General features: G+C 43.8%; 16 protein-coding genes and 1 pseudogene. 4 read left to right on the top strand and 13 right to left on the bottom strand.

What is annotated here, in order from left to right:
* A partial coding sequence (locus FTT76_RS16845; protein WP_180190645.1) for an RNA-guided endonuclease TnpB family protein occupies positions 1-318 on the top strand: 318 nt, incomplete at its 5' end.
* Between the two features lie 35 nt (positions 319-353).
* Positions 354-569, top strand: a complete 216-nt coding sequence (locus tag FTT76_RS16840) for a hypothetical protein (protein WP_180009535.1) — start codon at positions 354-356, stop codon at positions 567-569.
* Here FTT76_RS16840 and FTT76_RS16835 read toward each other — a convergent pair.
* The 12 genes from FTT76_RS16835 to FTT76_RS16780 form a co-directional block, all read right to left on the bottom strand.
* Complete coding sequence (locus tag FTT76_RS16835; protein ID WP_078189411.1) at positions 566-967, bottom strand: Na+/H+ antiporter subunit G; 402 nt, start codon at positions 965-967, stop codon at positions 566-568. The two genes, FTT76_RS16840 and FTT76_RS16835, sit on opposite strands and share 4 nt — an antisense overlap.
* Positions 968-979: 12 nt before the next feature.
* Positions 980-1255 (bottom strand): monovalent cation/H+ antiporter subunit F, encoded by a 276-nt coding sequence (locus FTT76_RS16830; protein WP_078189410.1) that lies wholly within the window; start codon positions 1253-1255, stop codon positions 980-982.
* A complete protein-coding gene (locus tag FTT76_RS16825) occupies positions 1252-1773 on the bottom strand; it encodes a Na+/H+ antiporter subunit E (protein WP_168378198.1) in 522 nt (173 codons plus the stop codon). The genes FTT76_RS16830 and FTT76_RS16825 overlap by 4 nt, the downstream gene beginning before the upstream one ends.
* 1 nt (position 1774) lies before the next feature.
* On the bottom strand, positions 1775-3583 hold the full coding sequence (locus tag FTT76_RS16820; protein ID WP_180009536.1) for a monovalent cation/H+ antiporter subunit D: 1809 nt from the start codon (positions 3581-3583) through the stop codon (positions 1775-1777).
* Positions 3583-3948, bottom strand: a complete 366-nt coding sequence (locus FTT76_RS16815) for a Na+/H+ antiporter subunit C (RefSeq protein ID WP_078189407.1) — start codon at positions 3946-3948, stop codon at positions 3583-3585. The genes FTT76_RS16820 and FTT76_RS16815 overlap by 1 nt, the downstream gene beginning before the upstream one ends.
* A 1-nt stretch (position 3949) precedes the next feature.
* Positions 3950-6790, bottom strand: a complete 2841-nt coding sequence (locus FTT76_RS16810) for a monovalent cation/H+ antiporter subunit A (RefSeq protein WP_180009543.1) — start codon at positions 6788-6790, stop codon at positions 3950-3952.
* A 342-nt stretch (positions 6791-7132) separates the two neighbouring features.
* Positions 7133-8536: an AAA family ATPase gene (locus FTT76_RS16805; protein ID WP_180009537.1), complete on the bottom strand. Its 1404-nt coding sequence runs from the start codon at positions 8534-8536 to the stop codon at positions 7133-7135.
* 46 nt (positions 8537-8582) lie between these two features.
* Positions 8583-10085, bottom strand: coding sequence for a UvrD-helicase domain-containing protein (locus FTT76_RS16800; protein WP_180009538.1), 1503 nt, complete (start codon positions 10083-10085; stop codon positions 8583-8585).
* Between the two features lie 9 nt (positions 10086-10094).
* The gene (hisIE, locus tag FTT76_RS16795) at positions 10095-10877 is read right to left on the bottom strand and encodes a bifunctional phosphoribosyl-AMP cyclohydrolase/phosphoribosyl-ATP diphosphatase HisIE (protein WP_180190644.1); all 783 of its coding nucleotides are present in this window, start codon (positions 10875-10877) and stop codon (positions 10095-10097) included.
* Positions 10878-10974: 97 nt separating this feature from the next.
* Positions 10975-12276 carry an NAD(P)/FAD-dependent oxidoreductase gene (locus tag FTT76_RS16790; RefSeq protein WP_180190643.1) on the bottom strand — a complete coding sequence of 434 codons (1302 nt, stop codon included), beginning with the start codon at positions 12274-12276 and terminating at the stop codon, positions 10975-10977.
* 103 nt (positions 12277-12379) lie between these two features.
* On the bottom strand, positions 12380-13267 hold the full coding sequence (locus FTT76_RS16785) for an SDR family NAD(P)-dependent oxidoreductase (protein WP_180062801.1): 888 nt from the start codon (positions 13265-13267) through the stop codon (positions 12380-12382).
* A 401-nt stretch (positions 13268-13668) separates the two neighbouring features.
* Positions 13669-14946, bottom strand: coding sequence for an O-acetylhomoserine aminocarboxypropyltransferase/cysteine synthase family protein (locus tag FTT76_RS16780; RefSeq protein WP_180062802.1), 1278 nt, complete (start codon positions 14944-14946; stop codon positions 13669-13671).
* A 318-nt stretch (positions 14947-15264) separates the two neighbouring features.
* Here FTT76_RS16780 and ettA point away from each other — a divergent pair, with 318 nt between their 5' ends.
* On the top strand, positions 15265-16926 hold the full coding sequence (gene ettA, locus FTT76_RS16775; RefSeq protein ID WP_180055443.1) for an energy-dependent translational throttle protein EttA: 1662 nt from the start codon (positions 15265-15267) through the stop codon (positions 16924-16926).
* Positions 16927-16989: 63 nt separating this feature from the next.
* On the opposite strand, the gene FTT76_RS16770 is transcribed toward ettA, so the two are convergent.
* Entirely contained in the window at positions 16990-17400 is a 411-nt protein-coding gene (locus FTT76_RS16770) for an SEL1-like repeat protein (protein ID WP_180111767.1), read from the bottom strand.
* A 282-nt stretch (positions 17401-17682) separates the two neighbouring features.
* On the opposite strand from FTT76_RS16770, the pseudogene FTT76_RS16765 reads away from it, so the two are divergent.
* Positions 17683-17918: pseudogene (locus FTT76_RS16765) on the top strand (RNA-guided endonuclease TnpB family protein); the annotation flags it as partial.

Below are 17918 nucleotides of genomic sequence, written 5' to 3'. Positions count from 1 at the left end.
AGTGCTAAAAAATTAGTAAAAACCAAAATGGCAAAATCTGTTTTGGATACAGGATTTTCTGCACTAAAAACAATGCTCAAGTATAAATGCGAGAACGCAGGCGTATTGTTTGAAGAAGTCCAAGAAGTCTATACCACCCAAATTTGTTCGTGCTGCGGTGAGATCACCTCAAGTAGTCCAAAAGGTAAGACAGATCTTGGAATAAGAGAATGGGAGTGCATGAGCTGTGGTACAGCTCATGATCGAGATATAAACTCAGCTCTAAACATTCTTGCGCTTGGGCATAAGCGTCTAGCTGTAGGAATCACCCTCTTTTAAGGGGGGGAGGATGTCAAGAATTGGCGAATCTTGAGATGAGTCAATATCAGCCTAAATGGTCTGATCATTTTCAAAGTAGTTATGAAACAAATATGCTGATTGATTTAGCTGAAAAATATGGTTTAAAAACGACGCCATATAACCAAAAGCGTTTGCAATATATGGCTCAAAGTAGCGTATTTGAAAAAATGTGGATGCGAATCAAAGATTTTTTAGCTCGAAGACATAAACAAAACTGGATCTGGAATTAATCCAGATCATCCGGTTTTGAATGGACTTTAGAGTGAAAGGCACGGCGGCGCGTTCTTTGCCACGGGAGCGGGCGATTGAGAGCTTCTGGTGCATCACCACTCATCGAGCGAAGTCGTAAATGTAAGGCTGCTTGTGCCATGAGGTTTGCAGAAACCGGTGCTGTGATAAAGGCAAAGAGCGTGATTAGGATTTCTGCAAAACCAAAACGACCTTGAAATGCTGCATAAATAATTGCAGCAATTAGAAAACTTCCTAAGCCTAAGGTGCTTGATTTAGTCGGTGCATGCAGTCGCATAAATAAGTCGGGTAGGCGAACCATGCCAATACCGCCGACCAACATGAAAAAAGCGCCAATAACCAAAAAAATCGAGACCAAAATTTCCATGACTAATTGCATATTAATGTACTCCTAGTCGATGACGTGGCCAGTGGTGAAATAGCGTGCTAAAGCGGCTGTAGACACAAACCCAAGCATGGCAACCAATAAAGCCCCTTCAAACATCGATGTACTTGCCCAATAAATACCTAAAATGACAATTAAACAGGTGGCATTTAAGAATAAGGTATCTAAAGCAAGTAGCCGGTCTACGATTGAGGGTCCCATCACCAAGCGAATGAGACACAATAACATCGAGATCGTCACAGCAACTAAACAGATGCCAAGCGCATACGGTAAAATTGTCATGCGGATTCTCCTGTATCAGCGCCAAAAATGAGGATGAGAGGGCGTTCATAGCGCTCTTTAATGGTTTGAATTTCCGCTTCAGGGTCATCCGTGCTCAGCGCATGGACCAAAATATCACCACGGTCTTGGTCAATCCCAGCAGACACCGTACCGGGTGTGGTGGTGATGATCATCGCAAGTAAAGAATTGACTTCCTCATGCTGTGTATCGAGAGGAACACGGAACCATTTTGGATGAAGTTTATGTGTTGGCCCAAGGACTAATTTTGCAACATGGATATTACTGACAATAATATCCCACAGCACCACAAAGAATAATTTACATGCCGCCAGCCAGTTGATATTCGGCGTTCGGTCAATAAAAGGGCGAACCAATCGCGGAATAACAATGGCTAAAACCAAGGCCATACAGAGTGTGGCCGCATCTAGACTGTGCGCCAACATCACCCAGCTCAGACCAACCATGACTGATACCAATGGATGCGGAAACCAGCGATTTAATACAGATGTTTTCGCCATGTTAAGGTGCCTCCATCGGTTTTAGTTGGGTCTCTTCAGGTAGTTTTTCTTCTTGTTGCTGTCCCTGAATTTGACGTTGCTTGTACTCAGAAATATGCTCGCCATGTAGCGTTTCAGGTGCGATCAATGCAGGAATGAGGTGTGCATTTGGATCTGCCGATTCACCACCATATTTGGTTTCAGGTAAATTTTCAGGATCATAAGGTTGAACACTGATGATTTGGCCTTCTTCATCCTTTTTCAGTAGCAACGATTCATATAATGGATTGTCTTGAATTTGCTGTGCAGTTTTGTAGGTATAGTCATAGATCGGCGCAGCAAAAACCATATATCCCACAAGCGCTGTTAACAGCAGATAAATGGTTTTGTCATTACGAAGCGGTGCCTTATTCGGCAAAGCCTGATAACGCTGATATTCTTCAGTATCAATATCATCTTCTGGGCGAGATGAACGCCAGAAAAGCACAAAACCAACTCGGGTGAATGCCATGATACTGAGTAAACTCACCAACAAAACAATTATAATAATCATGATTTGGTAAGGTGAATTGGCTGTTGCTTGTAAGATAAATACTTTACCCAAAAAGCCGCTAAATGGTGGTAGACCAGCCATCATCAACGCAATGATGAAATAGCAGACAGCAACTGTATTATGCTGTTTCATGCGGGGCGCAAGTTTAAAATGATCTTTAAATTCGCCGCGTTGTGAGGTAATCCAACCCGATAGAATATAAAAAGCTGCACCAATAATGGTACTGTGAATCAGGTAATAAAGTCCTGCAGCCCATGCATCCGTATTAAAGAGTGAAATCGCAACCAATATTGTGCCGATAGAAGACAAAATCATAAAACCGACAAAACGACGTAAACGATCCGTTCCGATTGCACCATAAGCACCATAGAGCGACGTCACTAAACCAATCGGTAACAGCCACTGTTGTAAGATTTCACGGCTAATCCCATCGTCAAACACAGTGCCATTAACACGGAGAATGGCATAGATGCCGACCTTGGTCATGATAGTGAATAAGGCTGCGACAGGCGTGGTTGCCACAGCATAAGTCTTCGGTAACCAGAACCCTACAGGCAGCATTGCAGCTTTGATGCCAAAGACGGTAAACAGTAACAATGCACCAGCCACTGCGATACGATGTTGATCCGCTTCAAGCAAAGGCATAAGTCGTGCAACATCAGCCATATTTAAGCTACCTACACTGCCGTAAATCATCCCGAGTCCAATCAGGAAAAGGGCAGAGGCAAATAGGTTAATGGTGACGTAATGAATACCAAGCTGAAAACGTGCTTTGCCTTGACCATGTAAGAGCAAAACATATGATGCCATCAACAGGATTTCAAAGAACACAAACAGGTTAAATAAATCGCCTGTCAGGAACGCACCACACAAACCCATCAGTAAGAAATGGCACATGGCATGGAAATAACGACCACGTTCGTCCCATTCTTTGCTGGCAAACCACATCACTGGCACAGCAAGTCCATAGGTTAGCACCAACATGAAAGCAGAGAGTCGATCTAAGACTAAAACGATGCCGAATGGTGCGGCCCATTCACTCAAGTTATAAACCAAAACTTGACCAGAGCTGGCAATCATCAAATAACTGATGGATGTGATCAGTCCGAGGATACCAGAGACATAACTGATTCCGCGACGCCAAGGTTGTCGCCAGTCATGCGCCAACGAGCCAGAACCGGGGTTGCCCAGCAGGACTAAAATAAATGCAGTAATTGCAGGAATTAAAATACTGAAAATCGGGCTATGCGTAGTCCAAAATTGGATGAAGTCATGCATTATGGCTCATCCTCCCGCGGGTCAATTTGCGGTATTTCTTCTTTGGAGTCCACATGATCTGTTCCAGTTTCATAGCGGCTACGCAGAGCCAATTGTACGATAAAGGCAGTGGTCGCAAAGCCAATCACAATGGCTGTCAGGACCAAGGCTTGTGGTAAAGGATCGGTCGCTTTGGTGGTTTCAGTTAACACGGCAGGTGCGTTGACATGAATACGCCCCATGACAAATAAAAATAAGTTCACGGCATAGCCAATCATGGCTAAACCCAGTACGACAGGAAAGGTACGTGCCCGCAAAATCAGGTAGACCCCTGTTGCAGTCAGTAAGCCAATGGCTGAAGCGAGTAAAAATTCTAAACTAATCATCTTATTCGCCTCTTGGAACTGGACCAGACATACTCGAGTGACGCGAGTCGCCTAAGACGGAAATCATTAACATCGTCGCGCCCACAACGGTGATGTAGACACCTGTGTCGAAGAGGGCAGCGGAGGCAAGGTGCATTTCACCTAAAATTGGTGGCGATACATAGATATGAGCACTGGTCAGGAATGGACGCCCCCATAGCCAAGCCGCGATACCTGTCAGCCCCGCAATGGTTAAACCAATACCAATCCAAACTTCATATAAGCGACCTGATTTTGCACCAATCAGTTGTTCAGCACGGTCTTGGCCGAGCGCAATATATTGAATCACTAAGGCTAAAGAGGTAATTAAGCCTGCAATAAAGCCACCGCCTGGTAAATTATGACCCCGTAGGAAAATATATAAGCTGATGACGAGTGCTAAAGGCAAAATCCATGATGATGTAATACGGAACATCAGTGGTGACGGATTAAAACGATAGGTCAGACCTTGCGTAATGGTGGTACCATGAGCACGCATACCATCCATCATGCACAGCGTACCAATTGCGGCAATTCCCAGTACGGTAATTTCACCAAAGGTATCGAAGCCACGGAAGTCGACCAAGATCACGTTGACCACATTGGTACCACCACCAAGTGGGATGGATTGCTGCATAAAGAACCATGAGATGGAATTATGATCGCGGGTCATGATCAGCCATGAAATCCATGCGATCCCTAAACCTGCAATAATCGCAATTATTGCATCTCGCCAACGACGAGACACACTCGACTCATAAGGTGTGAGCTGTGGTAATAATGATAAGCTCATGAGTAAGAGCACGGTGGTCACCACGTCAACAGTAATCTGCGTGAGCGCCAAATCTGGAGCGGAGAAACAGATAAACACCATAGTCACAACCAGACCGACTGCACCACTGATGAGGACGGCTTTAATCCGTTCATGGTGGAACCAAAGCATCATCCAACATGCAGAGAATAATAATAGCCACAGAACGATTGCGATGATTGGTGCATGTATCAGTTCACGGCTGCCTGTGCCGATACCTTGCAGCCAAAATGGAACAATGACGATGGCTACACTAAAGATTAAAATCCACAATAAATAGCTTTGTAATTTGCCATTTTCAGTAAAGCGACGGAACTTTCTTGAGCTGAGTAAAAGATGCTTTAAAAATAAGTCGAACAGGATTTTGCCTTGCAAACGGCCCAAAAGAGGATCCAAATCGATACGGCGTAATTTGCCGCCCTTTGCCAATGCGAAATAGAAAACTAAACCACCTAAAAGTGCAATCACACTCATCAAAAGGGGTGCATTTAAACCATGCCAAATCGCTAAATGTGTACCTTCAAACGCAGTATTTTGAATACTCGCACGCGCGGTACTATTGACAATATGCTCAACCAATAACGCAGGGAAGAGTCCAACTAAAATACATAAAGCAGCCAGTAAGGTTGCTGGTGCGCGCATGCCAAACGGTGGTTCATGCGCTTCTTTATTGGGAACATCTTTCCCTAGTGGACCACCAAAAAACACCCCGTGAACTAAACGTACTGAATACGCGACAGCAAAGATACCGGCAAAGGTGGCAATGATGGCTGATACGATCATCACAGGCCCAGTCAGATTGGCTAAAAGCTCAGTAAAGAACATCTCTTTAGAGAGGAAACCATTGGTTAATGGGACACCTGCCATAGAGGCTGCAGTGATCATGGTTAGCGTTGCGGTAAACGGAAGTAATTGCCATAAACCAGAGAGTTTTCGTAAATCACGTGTGCCTGATTCGTGGTCAATAATCCCCGCGATCATAAATAGGGCTGCTTTGAAGGTCGCATGGTTAATGATATGGAAAATGGCAGCGGAAACTGCGAGGGGAGAGCCGATCCCGAGTAAGCAAACAATCAGACCTAAATGACTGATGGTGGAATAGGCTAACAGCCCTTTTAAATCTTCTTTGAAAATGGCAAAGAAGGCCGCCATACATAAGGTAAATAAGCCAATAAAGGTGACCAAGTTGTGGTACAACGCCGCGCCTGCAAAGATCGGCAATAAGCGCGCAAGCAGGAAAATTCCGGCTTTCACCATCGTGGCAGAGTGAAGATAAGCCGAGACGGGGGTCGGTGCTGCCATGGCATTTGGCAACCAAAAATGGAAAGGGAACTGCGCACTTTTGGTAAATGCCCCCATTAAAATTAATAGCAGTGTGGGCACAAAAAGCGGATGCTGCTGAATTTGGCTACTCATCGTCAGGATTTGGTCAATCTGATAGGTGCCCGTGATTTGCGCCAACAGAACAAAACCACCCAACATACATAGACCACCCATGCCTGTAATGGTTAAAGCCATTCGAGAGCCACGCTGAGCAGCATCGTAATTACTCCAATAACCGACCAACAGGAAGGATGAAATACTGGTGAGTTCCCAGAAAATGAGTAATAAAATTAAATTATTAGACAATGAAATGCCGAGCATGGCAGCCATGAATAGCATCAATAAAACATACAGTTTACTGAGCGAGTTCTTTGGACTTAAATAATAGTAGGCATAGATATAAATTAAGGTGCCGATCCCCGTAATGAGCAGGGAAAACAACAAGCCCAGTGCATCGAGACGGAAACTGAAATCAATACCAACTTGAGTGAGCCACGGCCAAGTTTGAATGATGGTTTTGCCATTAAACACATCTGGGGCCTGACTCAATAATAAAACTAAACTGCTGAGGCTGACGCCAATCGCCCCTAAAGCTGTTACCCCGCGAGAGAATTGCTTCAACCACGAGACAAGTGTTGTGCCTAGTATTAACGGTAACAATATAATAATCGGTAGCACACTCGTATCCATTGTCATGATTAGGCGGTGAAACCTAGGTGTATTTCATCTTTCAAGGATTACAGGACAGCAAAGAGCAGTCCAAAAATTCAATCTTGAAAGCCATGTGTGTCAAAAAAATTAAAAACAAGCTGTGTTGCGCAACTCGTGAAGCGATAGCAATTTCCGATGTTACTATGAAAATTGCAAATAAAACCGATCATATTACATGCGTAAAACAACATCAATCTTTTTTATGAACCACTTACACATTATACGCCTGACGCAACTGACTCGACATTTATCGCGGCCTTGTTGCTGAATATTTAAACATCGAGGCTATGGATTACGCTCAGCCAATCAGCCGCTGTATTTTTAACTCAGCGGTTGGATCGTAACGTCCTGATCACCTCGCTGTGATAGAGCTCTAACCAATTCGTGTTGCTGTTGCTCGGTCAGTTGCGTCTGGATTAACTGCAACATGTGCTGGATCGAATCCGGACTGTTCAGCGGCTCATTTAATTCAGTGTCTTCAGTTTTGGGCGGAAGCAATGGCTTTGAACCGAGTTGCAACTGTTGATAAATCTGATCATAGGTTTCTTGTAATTTTTCAGGCTGAATCTCACTGAGCTTTTTATTCTGTAATTGTAAGCACTGAAAACGAGAAGCCTGTTCCAGCAGTTCAGGACGGTTGCCGCTGGCAATGATTTGGAGTCGTGGAAATGCTTGATTTAAACGGGTCAAAATCACTTGGGTCATGTTTTGATCGAGTTGGTGATCTATGGCGTCGATCAATAAAATACCGTCACCTTCTTGGCACGGATATAAGCTATGTGGGTTGAGTAGACAGAGGCGACGCACAATATCACCAATTAAGGCCACAAGGTTGCGCATACTATTCGACAACTGCTGAAACAACATGTCTCTGCCTTGGTAGCAGACCATTAATTGTAATTTAGGATGATATTGCAGATAAATATTGGTCACATCGGGCAACACAGTCTCTAAGGCTTGTTTTAATGATCTGAGTGACGGTGCGTGTAGCTCGGCCTGAGCTTGTGCTAGTTTATGCCCAAAAAGAGGCGTGTCTGATGCGTTGGGTATATCGGCTTGGGTTTTAGGATGTAATAAATTTTGAATTAATTCGGCACTTTGCGCATTTTCAATGTCGGATATTTCTCGAAACCACTCAAAAAAACGAATAAACGTGGTAAAGGGAATGGCCGATATTTCATAAGCATGCGAAGGCTGAAAAATAGCAGGATTATTTTTATTGAGAATATTCACATCGTTGACGAAACGTTCAGCAGGGTAATAGGCAATGAGTGGCAACCCTTGTAACGGATCGGCTTTGAGGGCTTTTTGATACAGCGCAACCATCGATTCTAATTGCTGTGTTTCAGCCTTACTGAGACCGACGCCTTGACTGTTTAAGGTTTTGTACAATTGCCATGAACAACATTGTGGGTCTTGGTCTTGTTGATCACTTGAAAGCTGAAATGAGCCAATCTCTTCGGGAAAACTGACTTGAATATCAAGTTTCGATTGCAAGCGATTTAACATGATGTCTTGATCGAGCATTACCACGCCTGCGGTACGTAAATCTTTATAGCGTGCAGCAAACCAAGTGAGGGCCTGATAACTAAAGCGTAGTAGGGAGGTTTTTCCAGAACTTTGATCACCCAAAATTAAGGTGATCGGCAGATCGTGGTAATTAAAATTGAGGGTGATATCAGTAAAATGAAGGGTGTGCTTGAGTTGGATCGATTGTAATTTCATGGTGCACCTTTTACTGATTTATTGTTTATTCACCTTTTTCATCATACTAGCTGACCGCTTGCGCCAAAGATTTGGGCATTTGACGTTTTAAGTGCTGCATCAAGTCATAAATATGATGGATATTTAAACTTACTTTAGCACGTGTGCAAGCCACGTAAAGTAACCGTAACTCTTCGTCACTAATTTTATAATCTTTATCGTTGAGCTTAAATTGGTAGTCATCTTCAATATGTACCCGATCCCATTCTAAACCTTTGGCTTTATGGGCGGTCGAGATGATGTAGTCGGCTTGATCAATCGGGGTGATTTTCGCCAGTGCCTTTTTCAGTGGGTCAGTACCGTGGTCATCGACCAACTTCACTAGCGGTTTAATATCGCTGCCGTCATTGGTTTCACAATATTCATGCACATCATGCCATGAGTTAAACCATGCAAGCTCTGGGACATCGACCACGCGTTTACCTTGCTTGAGCATGGCTGCAGCATCGACAAAACGATTGAGTCGTGCATGATCTGCTTGCAGGCTGACTTTTTCACCTTTGACCAAACCTGCCAATAACAGTTCCATCGCACGTGCATTGGTACGACATAAAATGGCATCGCGCATCTTGGTATGCGGTTTATTGACCACTTTAGAGTTGAGCTGCGGATTACCCAATAACGGCACGGTTTCATTCAATGCGCCCAGCAGAGCATTGGCGTTCAAGGCAATTTCTTCACCAAAACGGAACGACGTGGTTAAACGTGATTCGGGTAAAGGGAGTTGCTGCATGGCATTGACTGCGCCACGCCATGCATAAATTTGTTGATGCGCATCGCCAACATAGATGACTTGGGTATTCCGCTGTTTCAGTAAAATCCCTAGCATTAGTGGGTCAGCATCTTGAGCTTCATCGAACAGCACATAATCCGCAGGAATATTCGGTTCAGACAAAGCCCAAAGTTTTAAATAAATATCGTGTCCAATCCCTGCTGCATGGTTCGGATCAATCGACTCTAACCAACGACGTTCAATCGCAGGATATAAGTGCTTTTGTAAGCTTTCGATATCGTCAGGATGCAACCAACTCGGTGCTTGTAGATGTCGTGGGGCAGGGTACTGTGAACTGGTTGAACAGAAATAACTGACAGCGTTTGCTACCAGACTCGCCAAACGTGATGGCATGAGCACATATTTTTCATAACGACCACCCATCATACGACGTAGGGTGATCGGTTCTAGTCGATATTCTTTGGCAATAAAACTGGGGCTTAAACGCGGTAGACGCAGTTTGTCAGTCACTCCACGTGGAACACTGCGATAGGCCAATGAGTGGAAGGTGCGACAGTCGACATTTTGATGAAAACGATTCTGTGCTTCGGTGGCAATGGCTTTGTTAAAGGCCAAGTACATGCCACGCCGCTGAGGCATGGCATCACTGATCATTTGGAGTGTAGTGGTTTTACCTGTGCCAGCATAGGCAATCACTTTAAATGATTTTCCAAGACGTGCGTTATCTATGGCAGTGGCCTGCTCATAGGTCGCGGTCGGTTTTTTAAGCTCTGGCACGGTTGCGTCTTAGTGCTGACGGTTGGCTTTTTCAACCAAACCGGAAAGGCCTTGACGACGAGCGAGTTCGTTAAGTACCAATTGAGGATCAATATCGAAATAACCCAACATCACAATGGTATGGAACCAAAGGTCTGCCACTTCGTAAATTAAATCGTTTTTGTTGTCTTCATTGGCTTCGATTTTAAAATCTTTAGCGGCAATGATGGTTTCAACACTTTCTTCACCGACTTTTTCTAAAATTTTATTCAGGCCTTTATGGTAAAGCTTCGCCACATAAGAGGACTCAGGATCGGCTTGTTTGCGTTCAGCCATCATTTTACCTAAGTAGTCGAGTACTTCGACTTGCTCAGATTGTGCATTGGATGCATTCATCGCAAGGGTATGTGGATTTGCTGATTTTGCGCCATAAATTGCAGCCGGATCTTTTAATTGCGCATCGACAATTTCCCAGCCATTGGCAGTAAGCTTGCGGTAGAAGCATGACTCACGGCCGGTATGGCAGGCAATGCCGCCATGCTGTTCAATCTGCAGCACAATCACGTCAGCATCACAGTCCAAACGGATTTCATGCACAGTTTGGAAATGGCCAGATTCTTCACCTTTATGCCATAACTTATTGCGTGAACGTGAAAAGTACACCGCTTGATTTTTTTCTGCAGTTTGCGCCAACGCTTCACGGTTCATCCATGCCACCATCAAAACGCGTCCGCTTTGATGATGCTGTGCAATAGCAGGCACTAAGCCTTGTTCGTTAAATTTTACTTCATCGAGCCATTGCAGGTTGTTCATGAGGATTTCACCAATTCAAAAATCAAAAAATAAAATGCTGCAGCATTTGAGCAGCATCATAGTGTAAGCCATCAAGAGAATGATGGGGAGTTTATTCTTAATCAAATTTTAAATTGCGCAGTTCAGCAGCAGAATCATCTGCAGGCTTACGGGCAATGTCGGCATAATTCATTTGTCCAAATGCACCTGTTTTTAAGCCAGAAATCGTGATGGCCATTTCTTTGCGGAAAAACGGCAGCTGATACATGGCACGAAATGAAATATCACGCAGCGGTGCTGTCCAGCGATGATGTGATTGATAAAACGGTGTCAGTAGGCGGCTAAAAAATTGGTAAAACCGCACGGACGGCAACCGCAGTTGATGATACTGCTGCCAGAGGTTTTGCAGTGAGGAATCCTGTTGATATTGGAGCAGGGCATGACTGATGGCCCACGCATCGAGCAGCGCCATATTGGCACCTTGTCCAAGTTGTGGACTCATGGCATGAGCCGCATCTCCTAAGATACCGATACGATCTTCACCGAGTTTGCTCAGCACCACATCACGATAGTTGGCAGACAGCCATTGCTGCGGATCATCTGGATGTGGAATCACATGCGCTAACCATTCTGCAACACTCGGCCAGCGTTTCGAAACTTCAAGCAACCATTGCTGCTGTGCGCTTTTGGTTTTTAAGAATCCTTCTAAATCTGCTGTAGGTAGACTCCAGAAAATGCTCGAAAGGCGCTGTTCAGGCTGCGTTGGAATTGCTCCCGTAGGCATCACACCCATCATGATATTGGAGCGGTCATAGAACTGATGCAAGATCTGTGGATTCAGCACTTCGCATTCAGGCACGATGATCCACTTTGCGCCCCAAGGATAGGCTTGGTTGAGCTTTTCCCATGCTTTAGGGCGTAAATGGCTGCGTGCGCCATTGGCGATCAGCACGAGATCAAACTGACGTTGAAAGGATTGATCTGCGGATTGTCCAATCACGTTTATACCGTCACTGGATTCTTGAAGTTCATGTACCTCATGCGCCATGCACCACTCAACGTGTTGAGGATATTCACGGACTTTGGATGCAAGGGCATGACAGAGTGTGGCACGGTGAATGCCGAGTCCATATGAACGTTCATCGGCTTGTCGATATTGACTGTTTATCAGCAAGTCGCCGCCAGCCAGTTGACCTTCAAGACCGGTTACCACAGCACCTAGGCTTAAGGCATGTTCCAAAATGCCTAAATGTTCGAAAACCGCCAGCCCGGCGGGTTGTAATAATAATCCTGCGCCCACAGGTTCAAGTTGTGAGACATTTTCATATAAGCAGATTTGATGGCCTTGATTAGCAAGCATTGCTGCAGCAGCCAATCCTGCAGTACCTGCACCGATGATGGCAATATTTTGAGTTTTCATTGTTATAAAAGTTGATTTTATCTCAGCCCAATGTAGCAAAGTTGCCGCATAAAACCCAATAAAAAAAGCCCTTAAAAGGGCTTTTTAAAGGGTGAGTCAGGTCTTACCAGTGTTCACCAGGGAATAGGCGAGCATATGCTTTTTGTACCCAATTGAGTTTTTCTTGCTTACCAATAGACGCTGAAGAGCTTGGGAATAGGTTATAACCAATCGACATGAGTTTGTTATTAATGTCAGGAGCAATGGAGTAGGTGATCGAAGCCAAACGGCCCAAATTGGTCGCCACTTTCTTCGGACGTTTCACGATGGCATAGGCAATCAGGTCAGTTGCTTGTTCTGGAGAAAGCGTTGGTACGTATTTATAAATTTTGGTTGGGGCGATCATTGGCGTGCGCACCAATGGCATGTAGACCGACGTGATGGCAATATTATGCGAGTGAACTTCAGCACTTAGGCAACGGCTGAAAGCATCTAATGCGGCTTTAGATGCAACATACGCAGAGAAGCGCGTTGCATTGGCCAATACACCAATCGAACTGATGTTGATGATATGACCTTCACGGCGAATCATCATTTTCGGCAGTAAATTCATCACCAAACGTACCGCGCCAAAATAGTTCAACTGCATAGTACGTTCAAAATCATGGAAACGGTCGGTAGATTCATGTACGGCACGACGAATAGAACGGCCAGCGTTATTAATTAAGATATCGATATGATCGACGGAAGCGAGGATTTGTTGTGCCACAGCATCAATGGAGTCCATGTCATTGAGGTCACATGGGAAAACATCAGCTTTACCGCCAGTGGCTTCAATTTCAGCTTTTACGGCATCGAGGGTTTCTTTGGTACGTGCAACCAGTAGAACATGTGCGCCTGCGTTGGCAAGGCGATGCGCTGTGGTTAAACCGATACCACTTGATGCACCAGTGATTAAAATGATCTTACCGTTGACACGGTCAACGAAACGTTTCTCAAGTCTTGAATTCACGATGAGGTTCCCTGTTAAATCAGTTTTATTGTATTCATTTATCGGCCCGACAACGCTATGTGCAGGGCTGTTTTAAGTCAGCGGTATGATAGCGTTTTATTCAAAAAAAGCCATATGATAAGTAATTGATAATAAAATAATATTTAGAGTTTTTACTCTAAATTAAAATCCCTATTTACTCAATTTTTAACACATAAATATGTGAAAGAGAAGTGCTTTTAGCAACATCGTTGCAATGTAAAAAAGTCGATTTTCAAGATAAATAAAATTGTAAATAAATATAGAAGCAGGGCCATAGATGCGCAAAATTGGAAGGCAGATTATGTGGGGAAGGTTATTTAAATGAAATGGAAATAAAAACAGGCCTTAAAAATAAGGCCTGTGGATTGTGCAATTGTGGTTTAAACAGCAGCTAAGGCTTGCTCTAAGTCGGCAATCAAGTCATCTGCATGCTCGATCCCAATCGATAAACGAACCATATCAATGCTGACACCTGCTGCTTTTAGTTCATCTTCATTGAGCTGACGATGTGTCGTGGTCGCGGGATGGCAGGCTAAACTTTTGGCATCACCAATATTCACAAGGCGGGTAAACAGCTGCAAGGCATCAATGAAACGCGTGCCGCCTGCAAGGCCGTCTTGCACCCCAAAGGAAAGAATCGCAGACGGTTTGCCTTTGACATATTTTTGCGCCAAAGCATGCTGCGGGTGGTCTTTTAGGCCAGCGTAGTTGACCCATTTTACTTTTGGATGCGCCTGTAAATATTCAGCCACTTTTTGCGCATTTTCAGTATGGCGTTCCATGCGCAGGCTTAAGGTTTCCAAACCTTGTAAAATCAAAAACACATTGTGCGGGCTGATCGCAGCGCCCGTATTACGCAGTGGTACTACACGCGCACGGGCAATGTAGGCTGCCTCACCTAAAGCTTCGACATAATTCACCCCGTGGTAGCTTGGATCAGGGGTGTTGAGTGATTTAAAACGTTCAGGGTATTTGCCCCAAGGAAACTTGCCGCTATCGACGATGATGCCGCCGATCGAATTACCATGACCGCCAATATATTTGGTCAATGAATGCACCACAATGTCGGCACCAAATTCAAATGATTTTTGCAGGACAGGAGTAGCAACGGTATTGTCTACTACTACAGGTATGCCAAATTCATGCGCAATTTTCGAAATTGCTTCGAGGTCAATAATATTGCCCAATGGGTTACCAATAGATTCGACAAAGACCAACTTGGTTTTGTCATCGATGAGGCTACGCAGCGCTTCAGGGTTTTGATAATCAAAGAAGCGAACTTCAATGCCTTGTTTCGGCAGGGTGTGGGCAAACAGATTATATGTGCCGCCATATAGGGTCGAAACTGAAGCGATATTGTCGCCTGCTTCAGCAATAGTTTGAATCGCATATGTAATGGCCGCCATACCAGAGGCTAAGGCCAAAGCGCCAATACCGCCTTCGAGTGCTGCAACACGCTGTTCAAGTACCGCTGTGGTTGGATTCATGATGCGGGTATAAATATTACCCTGAACTTTTAAGTCAAATAAATCAGCACCATGCTGTGTGTTATCGAAGGAATATGAAGTGGTTTGATAAATTGGCACCGCAACCGCTTTGGTGGTTGGCTCCGGTGTATACCCCGCGTGAATTGCTAAAGTTTCGTCTTTATATGTCATGATTACTTCATCTAAGTGAGCTAGTTTTTAAACAGTCTATCATTTTTATATATGAATAAAAGTGCTTTATTTCTAAAATTAATATCATAATTATTCATATTGTTGAAAAATTTTCAGCTAAAGATGAGCGAAATCATGCTTAAAAACGCATGTTTAAATTTTGTTCGCCATTAAACTTGTAACAATGCATTGAAGGCGTGTGCGAAACCTTATTTTTTCACGACTTTATGCGTATAATAGCCGATTATTTTTTCGCTCAATTGAGCAGGGGCAACTTTGTGTTGTTCCGTATATGTTTTGACTATTGAGGAGTCCTAAGTGGCCCAATATATTTACACGATGAACCGTGTGTCGAAGATGGTTCCGCCTAAGCGCGAAATCCTGAAAGACATCTCTTTATCATTTTTCCCAGGCGCAAAAATTGGTGTGCTTGGTCTAAACGGTGCAGGTAAATCTACCTTGCTTCGTATTATGGCGGGCGTAGATAAAGATTTCTCAGGTGAAGCACGTGCTCAACCGGGTATCAAAATTGGTTACCTTGAACAAGAGCCGCCATTGGATGAAAGCAAAGACGTTCGTGGTAACGTTGAAGACGGTTTACGTGAACCGTTGGATGCTTTGGCGCGTCTTGATGAAGTATTTGCAGAATATGCAGCAGAAGATGCTGACTTTGATGCACTTGCAAAAGAACAAGAGAAGTTAGAAGCAGTTATCCATTCATGGGATGCACATAACATTGTCAACCAAATGGATCAGGCTGCTGCTGCGTTGAACCTTCCAGCTTGGGATGCAGATGTATCTAAGTTGTCTGGTGGTGAGCGCCGTCGTGTTGCACTTTGCCGTTTGTTATTGTCTAAACCAGACATGCTGCTTCTAGACGAACCGACGAACCATTTGGATGCTTCATCAGTCTCTTGGTTAGAACGTTTCTTGAAAGACTTCCCAGGCACCATCGTTGCGATTACCCATGACCGTTACTTCTTGGATAACGTGGCAGAGTGGATTCTTGAGCTTGACCGCGGCATGGGTATTCCATACCAAGGCAACTATTCTTCTTGGTTAGAGCAGAAAAATGCTCGTTTAGAGCAAGAACAGAAGCAAGAAGAATCTTTTGCTAAAGCATTGAAAAAAGAACTTGAATGGGTTCGTTCAAATGCCAAAGGTCAGCAAAAGAAAAACAAAGCGCGTATGGAGCGTTTTGAAGAGCTTAACTCACGCGAATTCCAACAGCGTAACGAAACGTCTGAAATCTATATTCCACCTGGTCCACGTCTAGGTAATAAAGTTGTAGAAGTTGAAGGTATTAGTAAATCCTTTGGTGACCGTACACTTTATAAAGATTTATCGTTCGTTGTACCACCTGCTGCAATTGTAGGTATCGTGGGCGAAAACGGTGCGGGTAAAACCACACTATTCCGTATGATGACAGGCGAACAACAACCAGATACAGGTACAGTTACACTGGGTGAGTCTGTTAAAGTGGCTTATGTTGGTCAGATTCGTGACACCTTAGATGACAACAAAACTGTTTGGGAAGAAGTTTCTGGCGGTTTAGATATCTTGAAAATTGGTGAATACGAAATCGCATCTCGTGCGTATATCGGTCGCTTTAACTTCAAAGGTCAAGATCAGCAAAAACGTGTAGGTCAATTGTCAGGTGGTGAACGTAACCGTTTACAACTTGCGAAAATCCTGCAAATGGGTGCAAACGTCATCTTACTCGATGAACCGTCAAACGACTTGGATATTGAAACTTTACGTGCGCTTGAAGATGCTATTCTGGTATTCCCAGGTACTGTCATGGTGATCTCGCATGACCGTTGGTTCCTCGACCGTATTGCAACGCACATCTTGTCATTTGAAGGTGAAACCCCTGAATTCTTCACGGGTAACTACCATGAATTTGAAGAATACCGTCGTAAACGTGATGGTGATGACCTTGTTGCAAAGCGTCAAAAATACCGCAAAATTGGTAACTAAGTTCCAGTTTTAAAATAAAAAACCAGCCTGCGGGCTGGTTTTTTATTGCGTGAGAAGCAATGACTATACAACAATGTCTTCATAGGCATGATGTAAGACGTAGTCTGCATGTTCATGGCCTTGTGCAGCAGCTTTACTGAGCCAAATTTCTGCAAGTTCATAATTACGGTCCAAGCCGAGTTCTCCACGTAAATAACCAAGACCTAAGCGATATTGGGCATCTTTATGACCTTTTAATGCGGCACTTAAAAAATTCCACATGGCATTGCGATAGTCAGTAGGGGATTGGTCTGCTGAATCCATAGTATGGTGACTGAGAAAGTCTTGATGGTGTTGAGCCGCAAGACTTTCAAAATAAGTCCCTTGGGCGTAATCACCTTCGGCTTCTGGAATCGAAAGATGCATTCCTTGCAACTTTGGATTCATCTGTTGTGACAACAGTGCATAGATTTTTTTCAGAGCTTGTATCATCATTGTTAAACTCCTTGTTTCTAAATATAACCACTTGATTAATAAAAATATTAATTGCAGTCATTCGTGCGCTGCGATGAATGATTTAATTGTTTTAAACAGATCACACTTAAGATGAAAATTAGCATGCTTGTCATGATATGTGAATAGGTATTAAAAAAATATTTATCAAATGGAGCGTAAAACTCTGTCCTTCAGGTCAGAGATATAAGCGACACGACATGAAGTGTCGTTTGATTTAACTAAGGACTATTTTCCTTGAGTTTTGATTGTTAATATAAGTACATGAAAACCCTTAAATTACGTATAAAAGACAAACATTGCAAGGTGTTAGACCAACTAGCATCAGAAGTGAACTTCGTCTGGAATTATGTCAATGATTTAGGGTTTAGGCATTTGAAGCGGAAAGGTGAATTTCTCTCTGCTTTTGATATTGCCAAATATACGAAAGGCACATCCAAAGAATGTAATTTACATAGTCAAACCATTCAGGCTGTAACTGAAGAATTAGTCACCCGAAG

Origin of the sequence: Acinetobacter sp. YH01009 (assembly GCF_013420765.1) — a bacterium.
In the GTDB taxonomy this organism is placed as follows: Bacteria; Pseudomonadota; Gammaproteobacteria; order Pseudomonadales; family Moraxellaceae; genus Acinetobacter; species Acinetobacter amyesii.
The sequence above is the reverse complement of the archived record's forward strand: the minus strand, read 5'-3'. Positions and strand labels throughout refer to the sequence as shown.

Bases quoted from the DNA above. Each gene is read 5' to 3' on its own strand.
- FTT76_RS16840 (WP_180009535.1), top strand. From the start codon at position 354: ATGAGTCAATATCAGCCTAAATGGTCTGATCATTTTCAAAGTAGTTAT.
- FTT76_RS16835 (WP_078189411.1), bottom strand. From the start codon at position 967: ATGCAATTAGTCATGGAAATTTTGGTCTCGATTTTTTTGGTTATTGGC.
- FTT76_RS16830 (WP_078189410.1), bottom strand. From the start codon at position 1,255: ATGACAATTTTACCGTATGCGCTTGGCATCTGTTTAGTTGCTGTGACG.
- FTT76_RS16825 (WP_168378198.1), bottom strand. From the start codon at position 1,773: ATGGCGAAAACATCTGTATTAAATCGCTGGTTTCCGCATCCATTGGTA.
- FTT76_RS16820 (WP_180009536.1), bottom strand. From the start codon at position 3,583: ATGCATGACTTCATCCAATTTTGGACTACGCATAGCCCGATTTTCAGT.
- FTT76_RS16815 (WP_078189407.1), bottom strand. From the start codon at position 3,948: ATGATTAGTTTAGAATTTTTACTCGCTTCAGCCATTGGCTTACTGACT.
- FTT76_RS16810 (WP_180009543.1), bottom strand. From the start codon at position 6,790: ATGGATACGAGTGTGCTACCGATTATTATATTGTTACCGTTAATACTA.
- FTT76_RS16805 (WP_180009537.1), bottom strand. From the start codon at position 8,536: ATGAAATTACAATCGATCCAACTCAAGCACACCCTTCATTTTACTGAT.
- hisIE (WP_180190644.1), bottom strand. From the start codon at position 10,877: ATGAACAACCTGCAATGGCTCGATGAAGTAAAATTTAACGAACAAGGC.
- FTT76_RS16790 (WP_180190643.1), bottom strand. From the start codon at position 12,276: ATGAAAACTCAAAATATTGCCATCATCGGTGCAGGTACTGCAGGATTG.
- FTT76_RS16780 (WP_180062802.1), bottom strand. From the start codon at position 14,946: ATGACATATAAAGACGAAACTTTAGCAATTCACGCGGGGTATACACCG.
- FTT76_RS16770 (WP_180111767.1), bottom strand. From the start codon at position 17,400: ATGATGATACAAGCTCTGAAAAAAATCTATGCACTGTTGTCACAACAG.